At 34.0% G+C, this 12,851-nt stretch carries 8 protein-coding genes; 5 read left to right on the top strand and 3 right to left on the bottom strand.

Annotated elements, in window-relative coordinates; all coding sequences use genetic code 11:
- Positions 1-35: 35 nt before the first annotated feature.
- The 5 genes from AVL50_RS24710 to AVL50_RS24690 are packed head-to-tail and all read left to right on the top strand — an operon-like array spanning position 36 to position 9,130.
- On the top strand, positions 36-1,289 hold the full coding sequence (locus tag AVL50_RS24710) for an efflux RND transporter periplasmic adaptor subunit (RefSeq protein ID WP_062619471.1): 1,254 nt from the start codon (positions 36-38) through the stop codon (positions 1,287-1,289).
- A gap of 33 nt (positions 1,290-1,322) precedes the next feature.
- On the top strand, positions 1,323-2,012 hold the full coding sequence (locus AVL50_RS24705; protein ID WP_062619469.1) for an ABC transporter ATP-binding protein: 690 nt from the start codon (positions 1,323-1,325) through the stop codon (positions 2,010-2,012).
- Positions 2,013-2,028: 16 nt separating this feature from the next.
- Positions 2,029-4,386 (top strand): ABC transporter permease, encoded by a 2,358-nt coding sequence (locus AVL50_RS24700; RefSeq protein WP_062619467.1) that lies wholly within the window; start codon positions 2,029-2,031, stop codon positions 4,384-4,386.
- Positions 4,387-4,388: 2 nt separating this feature from the next.
- Entirely contained in the window at positions 4,389-6,773 is a 2,385-nt protein-coding gene (locus AVL50_RS24695; RefSeq protein ID WP_062619465.1) for an ABC transporter permease, read from the top strand.
- Positions 6,774-6,775: 2 nt separating this feature from the next.
- Positions 6,776-9,130 carry an ABC transporter permease gene (locus AVL50_RS24690; protein ID WP_062619463.1) on the top strand — a complete coding sequence of 785 codons (2,355 nt, stop codon included), beginning with the start codon at positions 6,776-6,778 and terminating at the stop codon, positions 9,128-9,130.
- Between the two features lie 94 nt (positions 9,131-9,224).
- Here AVL50_RS24690 and AVL50_RS24685 read toward each other — a convergent pair whose 3' ends face one another.
- The 3 genes from AVL50_RS24685 to recA all read right to left on the bottom strand — a co-directional run bounded on the left by AVL50_RS24685 (position 9,225) and on the right by recA (position 12,387).
- Positions 9,225-9,674, bottom strand: coding sequence for a hypothetical protein (locus AVL50_RS24685; protein ID WP_062619461.1), 450 nt, complete (start codon positions 9,672-9,674; stop codon positions 9,225-9,227).
- Between the two features lie 252 nt (positions 9,675-9,926).
- Complete coding sequence (locus AVL50_RS24680) at positions 9,927-11,108, bottom strand: hypothetical protein (protein ID WP_157491525.1); 1,182 nt, start codon at positions 11,106-11,108, stop codon at positions 9,927-9,929.
- Between the two features lie 217 nt (positions 11,109-11,325).
- Positions 11,326-12,387, bottom strand: coding sequence for a recombinase RecA (gene recA / locus AVL50_RS24675; RefSeq protein ID WP_062619457.1), 1,062 nt, complete (start codon positions 12,385-12,387; stop codon positions 11,326-11,328).
- Positions 12,388-12,851 lie beyond the last annotated feature (464 nt).

Below are 12,851 nucleotides of genomic sequence, written 5' to 3'. Positions count from 1 at the left end.
ACTTGAACCAGTATCTAAACATTAAAAAGGCACACATGGACACTATTATAAAAAAGAAGAAATCGACCTTTCATAAATACATAGGATACATTTCAACAGGTATTTTTATCCTTACTATTATCCTTTATGGAATCAGTGCATTTAATGCTCCTTCTGAAATCAGTATTTCAAAAAATAAGCTTCAAATCGCTGAAGTAACGAATGGATTATTTCATGATTATATCAATATCAAAGGGAAAATTCAACCGCATCAAACCATTTATTTGGATGCTGTAGAAAGAGGGAGAGTAAAGGAAATTGTAGCTCAAGAGGGAAGTTTTATCAATGAGGGAGATATCATTATTGCGTTAGAAAATAATGAACTTTACCAACAGATTTTGAATAGTGAGGTAGCATTGGCTGAAAAGGAAAATTACCTCAGAAATACGAAAATCAATTTTAGAAACGACCTGATTCAATCGCAGAAAAATCTAGTGGAAAGTGAATATCAACTGAAGCGAACGGAAAGAAACTATAAGCAACAAGAACGTCTTCTGGAAAAAGGATTAGTGGCTGAAGAAGAATATATCAAAGCCAAAGAGGACTATCTTTTTCAAAAGGAAATGCTCAAGATCAATAAAATGAAAGCTGAAAATGACAAGCTTTTACAGGAAACAACTATGCAGACTTTAGAAGAAGATCTTGTGAAAATGAGAGCAACTTTGGAATTGGTGCAGAGTAGATTGGAACATCTTGAAATCAAGGCTCCATCATCGGCTTACTTAGGAAATATTGAAGCAGAAATCGGACAATCCATCCAACAAGGACAACATCTGGGAGTGCTTTATGACTTATCAGAAGTGAAAGTGATCGCTGAAATAGATGAACGCTATATCACTAAGGTCAAAAAAGGATTGAAGGCTTCGTATCAATTTCAAAATCAAAATTATGATTTGGTACTCCAAAGAATTTACCCTGAAGTAAAGGAAAGTCTATTCAAAGTAGAATTGATTTTTGAAAAGGAAAAACCCGAAAACCTTCATTCTGGACAAACGACTAATGCTCGATTAAGTCTTGGGAATCCTAAGAAATCACTCCTTCTCAATAAAGGCAATTTCTATTCTGAAACTGCCGGTCAATGGGTGTATGTATTGAGTGAAGATGGTAAAACCGCACAAAAAAGAAAGATCAAAATCGGCGATCAAAACATTCAAAAATACGAAATACTCGACGGTCTGAAAGCTGGCGAAAAAGTGGTCATCTCTCAGTATAACTTACTAGGTGATTATGATCAGATAGTTTTTGAGTAAAAAAATATAAATTCAAATTATAAATCTTATACAATGATCAAATTAGAAAATATCAACAAGTACTTCGAAACGGAAGAGGTACAAACTCAAGCTTTAAATAATATCAATCTTGAAGTTCAAGAAGGAGAATTTATTGCTATCATGGGTCCTTCGGGATGCGGTAAATCTACTCTTCTAAATGTTATTGGCTTATTGGAAAGTCCGTCTTCTGGTAATTATAAGCTGGATGGAGAAGAAGTAGCCAACTTCAAAGAGTCACAAAGAACCAACCTTCGAAAAGGAAATATTGGGTTCGTATTTCAAAACTTCCACTTGATCAATCAGCTTACCGTTGCTGAAAATATTGCCCTGCCATTAGCGTATTTGGAGATGAGTAAAAGCGAGCGAAAAAAGAGAATTGAGGAAGTATTGGACCGTTTGAAAATCAGCCATAGAAGAGGGCATTATCCGCAACAGCTTTCGGGTGGTCAACAACAACGTGTGGGTATCTGCAGAGCGGTAGTTTCCAATCCTAAACTGATTTTAGCCGATGAACCAACAGGTAATTTGGATTCTAAAAACGGTAAAGAAGTGATGGAATTACTCACGGAACTCAACAAACAAGGAGCGACAATTGTAATGGTAACGCACTCCCAAAGAGACGCAAATTATGCACATAGAGTGATTTCATTGTTGGATGGTGAAATCGTTACGGAGGTAGAAAATGATATTGAGTTGTTCTAACTAAAGCTAAATAACCATGTATAAGATTTATTTTAATTTAGCGGTTAGAAACCTGATCAAGAACTACCAAAATACCCTTATTAATCTGCTGGGATTGAGTCTTGGGTTGGCAAGTGCTCTGTTTATCTTTTTGTTCTTTCATCTGGAAACGAATTTTGATAATTTCTATAAAGACGACATTTACAGAATTACACATAAAAGGTTTATTTACGGAGATGTTGATCATACCGCACAAGCGTTTTATCCGGAGGGTGGTACCTTTTTGGAAAAAATTGAAAACATCAATGAGATGTTCTTGATCAGCAACCCTAATCCATCGCCTATTTATATTCATAATCAACGTTATGCTGATATAAGAATGTCGGTAGGTAGTGCTAATTATTTTTCTTTCTTCGGAATTGAACTCCTAAGAGGTGATGCAGAAAAAGTACTTCAAGCCAACAACAGTGCAGTAATTACAGCATCGATGGCAGAGAAAATATTTGGCAAGGCTGACCCTATTGGTCAGGAAATAGAATTGTATGGAACGAAGTTGTTTATAGAAGGTATTATTCCCGATAGACCCGTCAATTCTCATTTACAATTTGATGTTTTATTCCCTGAGAAATGGGTCTCTGAACAAAATGGTGCTTATCTGGGATGGAATGGAGGTTGGAACTTTAATGTCTACATCAAATTACTTCATGAAGACCAAAAAGAGGCAACTATTACTGCTATGAATAAGATATTGGATGAAGTATATCCCAATGATGATTTTTCTGTTGAGGCATCACTTCAGACTATAGAATCCATTCACCTTAATAAAGGTCTCAGTTACGATACCGGCAACCCAAGAAGTAATGAAAGTTTATGGATTATCATTGCCGCCGGATGTATTATTCTATCGTTAGCATTATTGAATTTCGTGGTATTGTATACTGCCCAAAAAGATGAAGAAATCCACTCGCTTACGCTTATGAAAATCTACGGTGCCCATCATCGTGATTTATGGATTTCAACTTGCATGGAGGTCTTTCTGATGGTAGGTATAGCAACTCTTATTTCGATTTTCACATTAAATATAGCATTACCTTTCTTAAATGATCAGTTAGTCACAAGGGTATTTTTAAGCAATTATATTCCATATATTTTAGGGTTTTATGCCATCATCGGAGTTGTATTGACCATGGTCTTAAGCAGTCTTTCTTTGAGAGGTATCAAGAGGTCTTCTTTATCAAAAAGCTTGAATGGACAGACGAGTATTTATGCTTCAAAAGGATGGAGTGAAAAAGCGTTATTGGTTTTTCAATTTTCTACCGTCTTTGTTTTATCATGTGTTGGAATCACGGTTTACCAACAACATTATCATCTTATTCATAAAGATCTTGGTTTCCAACATCAAAATGTATTTACGCTTGACCTTTCTACAGTAATGCCTTTAGAAGCACAACAGAGTTTCAAAGAAAAGATTCTTAAGAAACCTGGCATCGAAACGGTCAGTATGTCTTCTCAAATGATCGGTGTTGGGTTGACCAAAAATGGATATTCAATTGGTGAAAGTGAAAGATCAGAAATCATTAATGCTTTATATGTCAGTAATGACTTTTTAGAATGCTTTGATATTCCTCTGTTAGAAGGGGAGAATCTTCACACCAATAAAACTATTAGTGACCGTCAAATATTGGTCAATGAAGCCTTTAAAAAGTTAGAGGGATGGAACGGTTTGGGTACAATAGTACATCGAGGTGATAGAGATTATGAAGTCGTAGGCGTAATACCATCTATCAGTTTTAATTCATTGGCTTACCAAAGTGGCCCATTGATTATTGGTACCTCAGCGAGGATTGATGGATGGAATTTTGATTATATCAACATTAAAACTTCTTCTAAAAACCCTTATCAATTAGCGAATGAAGTCTTGGATGAATTCCAAAAAGACTATCCTGATGTTCGTGCATTTATCACCTTCTATAATGATGAAATCGCATACAACTACAATTACATCAAAAGTCAGCAACAAGCGAGTTTCTTCTTTGGATGTATAGCCATATTGATTGCTATTTCTGGACTATGGGGAATCACTAGATTTTCGGTATTAAAACGTACCAAAGAAATGAGTATCCGAAGAGTCAATGGAGCCTCAAGGTTAGATATTCTAAAATTATTCAATAGAGATTATTTACAATGGATATCACTATCGTTCCTTCTTGCAATGCCTATAGCCAATTATTTTGGCAATGATTGGCTGTCTGCATTCCCAGATCGCATCGGTATTGAATATATTTCATGGGTAATGATGGGCGTAGTCGTAGCTATCATATCCATCATCACTATTACAATGATCTGCTGGAAGATTGTGAATATGAATCCATCTGAAATATTAAGAGATCTGTAGCGATGTATAAAATATACCTTTCTCTAGCGATTAGAAATCTGATCAAAAATTATCAGAATACGATGATCAATCTTTTGGGATTGAGTCTTGGGCTGGCGAGTACATTGTTTGTTTTTCTTTTTTATTTATCAGAAAGCAGCTTTGATAGTTTCTACAAGGATGACATCTATAGAATGAATTATAAAATGTCTGTATCTGGAGGAAATGCACTTTCAATGCCACTCTGTTCATTTCCTCATGGAACTGCTTATCAAGAGCGTATTGATAATGTTGTGGACCATGCAACGGTCTACCATCAACATTTAATTCCATACCTTTCTCTTCAGAAAGAAAGTATTGAAGGTGTAAAGGCAATTGCAGCTGAAAATAATTATCTCCATTTTTTTGATATTCCATTAGTAAAAGGAGACAAAAAAAAGGTATTGAAGAATAAAGATGATATTCTCATTTCTGAATCATTTTCGAAAAAGTATTTTCAAAAAGAGAATCCAATAGGGAAAAGGGTAGAGTTTAAAAATGATACATTTATCATCAATGGAGTTTTTAAAGATTTGCCTTCCAACAGTCATATACAATATGATATTATTTATTCTGTCGAATATCTTCGACCAAGATATAATACTTTTGACTTATGGGAAGGAGCCAATATTTTCAACCTCTATTTGAAGTTCAAACATGATCATGAAATTCCTTCTACATTAGAAAAAATCAACGATTTATTAGTGGAGAAATTCTCCCCTTTTAGAATTACAAATGAAGCATCACTGCAACATATCAGTGCTATTCATTTTAATTCAAAAGACTTGAGTCATGATTTTGTCAATACCCGTTCTTATGAGAGTTTCCTGATTGTTATTACAGTAGGTATCATTATTCTTTCGCTAGCACTTTTTAATTTTATAGTCCTTTACAGTGTTCAGAAAGACAATGAAATTACCTCTTTAACTTTAATGAAAATTTTTGGTGCTCATCAAAATGATATCATAAAATCTACTTGCTTGGAAGTAAGTTTGATGATCATGGTAGCTACAGGTGTTTCTTTCATTTTTCTTTATTTCATACTCCCTTTTCTCAATGAACAATTAAATGCAGTGGTTCACATTGGTGACTATATTTATTCAATTGTTTTCTTTTATTTAATCATAGGAGCCACATTGAGTATACTACTTAGCTTTCTTTCATTGAGAAGGGTAAACACTGTTTCACTCGCCAAGAGTTTAAGCGGTCAAACACAACTTTTTTCATCTAAAAATAAAACTGAGAAAGGGTTACTTCTTATCCAGTTTTTAATAGTTTTTTCTATTGTTTCAATTGGTGTTACCATCTACCAACAATATCAGTATCTATTGATATCAGATTATGGATTTGATTATAATAATACATTGGTTTTAAAACTGAATACTAAGAAACAGATACCTCATCAAAAGTTAGAACTACTGAAAGAGGATATCAATAAGATCACTGGAGTAGAAGATATCATGCTTTCTAATGAAATGATTGGGAAAGGAAAAGGGAAAAATGGTTCGAGTTTAATTATGGTAAAAGTGGGTGAGTCAGAGAAAGATGAATTAGCCTATATTTTACATGCTGATGACAACTATTTGGACTTCTTGGATATCAAACTCAAAGAGGGTAATACTTTTGACGAAAATAATCACAAAGCAAAAAAGCAATGTATTGTCAACGATGATTTTAAAAGGTTTGATGGATGGGAAGGAATTGGTAGTATAGTAGAACTAGGTGATGAAAAACTTGAAGTAGTGGGTATTATTCAATCATTATCTATTAATGGTTTGATTGAAGAAACAGGACCTATTTTATTAGCTACTAATGCTGAAAATGGTTGGGATAGAAACTTTTTGAATATCAAGTACAATTCTCAAAATCCAATTGAAATAATTGACAAAGTGAAAAACATATGGGATCAATCTTTTCCTGAAACACACTCTGAAATTTTGTTTTATGATCTTGAACTTCAACGAAACTATACTGCCGTACAAGGACAACAAAAAGCAGGTAGTTTTTTCGGAATAATTTCCCTACTCATTGCCATTAGTGGGCTTTGGGGAATTACTCGTTTTTCTGTTCTTCAAAGAAAACAGGAGATGAGTATCAGGAAAGTAAATGGTGCTTCAAGACTAGATATCCTGATGCTATTCAATAAAGATTATTTACAATGGATCCTTCTTGCTTTTATTATTTCACTACCCATATCGCATCATTTCTGCTCCCTTTGGTTAATGAATTTCCCAAATAGAATTGAAATTAATTTTGGGATATGGGGCACACTTGCATTTGGAATTCTATTGATGTCCATTTCCACTATTACTATGATTTGTTGGAAAGTAATTAACATCAATCCATCTAAGATTTTAAGAGACTTATAAGTATGTATAAAATCTATTTCAAATTAGCTTTTCAGAACTTACTGAAAAACTATCAAAATACTACAATCAACCTGCTTGGACTCACTTTGGGTCTAAGCAGTGCTTTATTTATTTTTCTATTTTTTCTTTCGGAAAGCGGTTATGACAACTTCTATGATAAGGACATTTATAGAACAAACTACAAGTTGTCAACGCCAAATGGAGACCTAAATATGGCAAGAGCATTCTATATTCATGGACAAACTATAAAAGAGAAGATTGATAATGTGGATGATTATACTTTTATCGAAGTCCCTTATCGAAATGACATATTGATCAATAAACAATCAGTAGGAGAGTATAGTATCAGTGCTGTTGAAAATCACTTCCTTGACTTTTTTGATGTAGAACTGATTCTTGGGGATAAAGAAACAGCACTTAATGATCAAGATGATGTCTTAATTTCTGAATCGTTCGCCAACACATTCTTTAAAGATGAAAGCCCTTTGAATAAAGAAATTGAGATTCCTGGTTCTACTCGAAAAATTAAGGGCGTATTTAAAAATCTTCCCAGTAATAGTAGCCTGCAGTATGATATTTTATGTTCGATGGAACGCTATAAAGCCAATGACCAAAACCTTTACAAGTGGTTAGGCTCAAATCCATTCTTTCTTTATCTCACCGTAAAAAACAAGGACGAAATCCCTAATAATCTAGAGAAAATAAATAGCCTTTTTGAAAAAGAGTATGCTCCTTTTGGGGTTGGAATGTCCGTTACTTTACAACCTATAAAAGATATACATTTCCATTCGCATCACCTTCTTTATGATATGCCTAAACTAAGATCTTATGAAAGCTTCTTGGTTATTATTTCTACTGGTGTCATCATCTTAATATTATCTCTAGTCAACTTTGTGGTACTTTATACCGCTCAGAAAGATGAGGAAATTCAAACGCTATCTTTAATGAAAATCTATGGGGCACATCACAAAGAAATTCTTATTTCGACCTGTATTGAAATAGGGCTTTTGATTTTAATTTCTATTGGTTTTTCATTATTGCCTTTTCACTTTGTACTTTCTTTTATCAATGAAAAATTAAACTCAGTAGTTTATCTAAAAGACTATCCTTTAGAAGTACTATTCTTTTACCTAAGCATAGGATCAATACTCATATTAGTATTAAGTTATCTATCATTGAGAGGTGTAAAATCCTTTTCTCTTGCAGAAAGTTTAAGTGGGCAAACACAATTATTTTCGTCTTATCGATACGGAGACAAAATACTTTTGGTATTACAATTCTCTACCGTGTTTATCTTGCTCTCAGTCGGGTTCATTGTTCATCAGCAATACCAACATCTACTCAAAGCAGATCATGGATTCAGCTATGAAAATATTTTCATTCTCCCTATCTATTCTAGTTTTGAAAAAAGAGATACCTATAAGGAAGAAATTAAAAAAATGGTGGGAGTAAAGGAAGTGACTTCTTCTCGTGAGTTTATAGGTATTGGTAGTAATATTAGTATTGAAAGTGTTCAATTGGAAGGTTCCGATAAATGGCATATGGTTTCTACTTTACATGTTGCTGATAATTATATGTCTTTCTTCGATATTCACTTAACTGAAGGAAAAGACTTTGATGCTAATCAAAAACTCCGTAGTACTGAATGTATTGTGAATAAAGAGTTCGTTAAGAAAAACAATGAGACGCAAGTAGGGTCAATTGTAAAATATAATGACACGAATTATAAGGTAATAGGTATTATAGACAACCTTGCCATCAGAGGATTAACTCAGCCCAATGAACCTTTAATGATCATTACAACAAGAATGTTGGAGTTCTCTTATATCTATGTGAAATACTCTACCTCAAACCCATTGGAATTAGCTCAAAAAGTAAGGAACAGATGGTTAGAAGATAACCCTGATTATTTTCTGACGGATGCAATGTTCTATGATCAAAGTATTCATCGTGTTTATAAAGAAACGGAAGGGCAAAATCAAGCTAGTTTATTCTTTGGTGCAATCACTTTATTTATCGCGGTGAGTGGACTCTGGGGAATCACACGTTATTCCGTTTTACAAAGAACGAAAGAGATCAGTATCCGCAGAGTGAATGGAGCATCTGTGCAACAAGTATTATTCTTATTCAATAAAGATTACTTGCTATGGATATTTATCTCCTTCTTTATCGCTATGCCTTTGGCTCATTATTATAGCGTTGAATGGCTTTCCAGTTTCCCGAATAGAATACAGATTCAATTTATCGATTGGTTACTACTTGGTGTAGGAGTTTGTTTGATTTCTGTAATTACAATTACGTCTATCTGCTGGAAGGTTGTGAATACAAACCCATCTGAGATTTTAAGGGATCTGTAATTGTATTCTTAGACAAGAAAAAAGTGTTGCCTTATTTGATCAATAGGGCAACACTTTCTGATTTACCTTAAAGGTAGTTTGCTTACATCAAAGATTACTCTTTTGTAAATGTTACAGTCGTATCAATACTCTGATCCAACATATCTGTTACCATAATAGGAATAGAATGTTCACCTGCCGATAAATTATCTAAAAGAGCAGAACCTATTCTTACTGCATAACTTTCAGCTCCATAAACTTCTTCATAATCTATACCCAATGCAAGATATACAGGAAGTTGTTCGGCTGTTGGAGCTTGTGCAAAATCCATTTCACCAAGTTCAGGAATTGTTACTTTGAAGCTTTTAATTTTCTTAAGAGCCGTTACATTAATTGAAACAGTAGAAGCTGTCAATACACCATCTGCAACACCTGATACAGCAATCGATGGCGGATTATCTAAACCTATATCTGATAATAGATCTTCTACTTCATCTGATGAAGAACATGAAGAGAAAGAGCCAACCAATAGAAGTGCTAATAAGTATACTAAGACTTTTTTCATAATTAACTAAGTATAAAAAATGAGAATAAAATACTTATTCTCGAGTTAAAAATTGAAATTATTAAAAATTGAATCTAATACTTTAGAGGTCGATTATCAATAAAACTCACCCTTATTTTGGGTGAATTTTTAAAGAGCAAAATGATTATAATTTTATTCTAATGCTCATAACACAAAACAAATTGAACATAAAAATAGGGCTGACTTATTTTAATAAAGGTCAGCCCTAAAATTATAACTCTGATTTACAGATTATTTTGCTTCTTCAGATATTGTAGCGTAAAGGTCATCTCTTGATTCACCCATAATTGTTACTGTAGTTCCTGTTTGCTCACTTGTAGTAACAGTACCATTTGTAACATTAATCAAGTAATATGTTTTTGCACCACCGTCTGCAGTTACTTCAGTAGCAAGCACATCGTTGTATGTTCCAGATGCAGTTACAGATACACCTTCGTACTGATCAATTTCTGTAGCAGCCATTACTGCCGCAGCTAATTGAGATTGAGTAGTAATACCTGTCCAATCAGCTTCTGCCAACTGAACTAGCTTGGTCGTTGATGCAGATTTTACAATTGCATTAGTAGCTGAGTTGCTTGTCCAAGTCAGACCATATTTATCCAAACCTGTTCCATCAGCACTTCCTACTCTTTGCCAAGTAAATGCTTCAGCAGCTTTTAAGTTCAAGCTTACAGCAAGCATCGTTTCTTCACTTGCAACGCCGTTAGCATCAGTAGCCACAACTTTTAATGTATCAGAATTGACAAGAGTGTAATTATAATTACCATCTGTAGCTGTCACTTCTGTACCATTGACAGTAACTGTTTCAATTGCAGTTCCTGCATTTGAAGTAGGGTTAATTGTCAGTACAGTACCATAATCTGTAGTAAGTGTATCTTCAGTGATTATACCATTACCTAAAGAAAATCCTACTGTTACTGCCTGCTCAATGATTGTAATAGTTGCTGAACCCGTAGTTGACATCTCTTTCTTGTCTGTCACTTTTAAAGTAATTGTCAATACGCCTGCTTCATCAATCAAGTTTAAGATTGCTGGAGTTAAGATCAATCTCACTTGCTTCTCATTTTCTACGTCTTTGTAATCATCTGCATCAGAACTAGCAAAGATAAACTGATGAACATCAATATGATCCTGAGTATTATCTGGCTTACCTTGCTCTTCAGGATCCATTGCCAAGTCTGTTGTCAACTGACCATCATCCCATGGTAGAGTTAATAACAGTGACTCAATTTTTTCCTCTGCATTTACATTCATAATCAATGAGTCTGTAAATTGGCCAATTACGATATCGCCTGTAGGAACCCCAGATACATCAATAGTTGGTGTACTTGCAGCCGGATCTTCATCATCTGAACATGAGGTCATAAACCCTAAGAATAGTAGGGCTAAAAAATAGATTAGATTTTTTCTCATAAGAAATAAAGTATTTGAGTTTTTAGATTACTTCCTTGTGAAGTAACAAAAAAAAGAGCGTATTCTTTAATTTTTCTTAAAAGGGATCTATCTAAATTAATTTTTCATTTTCTAATCATATTTTTTATAAAAAAAATACCCTATGTAACTGATTTACATAGGGTATATATCAAAAAGTTAGGTTAGAAAAGAGAAATTTTCTATCTCTTTAAAAGCACTATTTTTTCTCTTCTGCCGCAGGAGCTGGAGCTGCCTCTTCTTCTGCAGGAGCTTGACCAAATACTTGTACTTTGATCTTCTCTTCTAATTCTTCCATTAGTTCAGGATTATTTTTGATCAACTCTTTTACAGTTTCTCTACCTTGACCTAATTTAGAACCGCTGTATGAGAACCAAGAACCTGCTTTGTTCACGATTTCAAACTCAACAGCCATATCTAATACCTCACCTGCACGAGAGATACCTTCACCATAAAGGATATCAAACTCAGTTTGTTTGAAAGGAGGCGCTACTTTGTTCTTTTGTACTTTCACTCTTGTACGGTTACCTGTTACGTTGTCAGCAGATTCTTTGATCGCACCGATACGACGGATATCCAAACGTACAGAAGCATAATATTTCAAGGCGTTACCACCTGTAGTTGTTTCAGGGTTACCGAACATTACACCAATTTTTTCACGCAATTGGTTAATGAAGATGGCCGAACAGTTTGTTTTACTGATAGCACCAGTGATTTTACGAAGTGCTTGAGACATCAAACGAGCGTGAAGACCCATTTTACTGTCACCCATATCACCTTCTAATTCCGCTTTTGGTACTAAGGCTGCAACTGAATCGACTACCATTACATCAATAGCACCTGAACGTACTAATTGTTCTGCAATTTCTAATGCTTGTTCACCATGGTCAGGCTGTGCTACAAGAAGACGCTCCATGTCAATGCCTAATTTCTCAGCATAGATTTTATCGAAAGCATGTTCCGCATCGATAAAGGCCGCCATACCACCTTGCTTTTGAGCTTCTGCAATGATGTGTAATGTAAGTGTTGTTTTACCAGAAGATTCAGGACCATAAATCTCAATGATACGACCTTTTGGTACACCACCTACACCCAATGCCAAGTCAAGACCTAATGAACCTGTAGAGATAACCGGTACATCTACAACATTGTCATCTGTCATTTTCATTACAGCTCCTTTACCGAACTGCTTTTCCAACTTAGCAATAGTAGTTTCTAGTGCTTTTAATTTTTCTGTGTTTTGACCTTTATCCGCAGCCATGATGATTATAATTTAAGTGTGTAAGTTCTTTTCAATGATCAACAGTAGAAACCTTTTCTCCTTATTGATACTACAAATCTAGGGGGTAAGAACGTAACATAAATACGTACTTCTAAAAAATGTCAGTTTTTTTCAACATTTTCTTCAATATTCATCAAATGTTTTATTTTTGAAACTATTATAGATAAATATTTAAACAAATATAAAATTTAGATTTTATAAAAACTATTAAAGATCAATATATTACCAATAAATTGACATTTAATTAATCAATGATTTAAATATTAGCAAAATATAAGTGGTAATGATTAAGAATTAATCTAATAAGTACTTTTTGCCCTACTATTTTTCATTTATAAAAGGAAACAGGGAACATAAAAACAGACGTAGAATTTGTTTGCAATGAAGAAAGATTGACCATAATGATAAATTTTAAAAAATCACGTTCTAAATCAGCGGATTTG

This window comes from Flammeovirga sp. SJP92, from assembly GCF_001583495.1.
Classification (GTDB): Bacteria; Bacteroidota; Bacteroidia; order Cytophagales; family Flammeovirgaceae; genus Flammeovirga.
The sequence above is the reverse complement of the archived record's forward strand: the minus strand, read 5'-3'. Positions and strand labels throughout refer to the sequence as shown.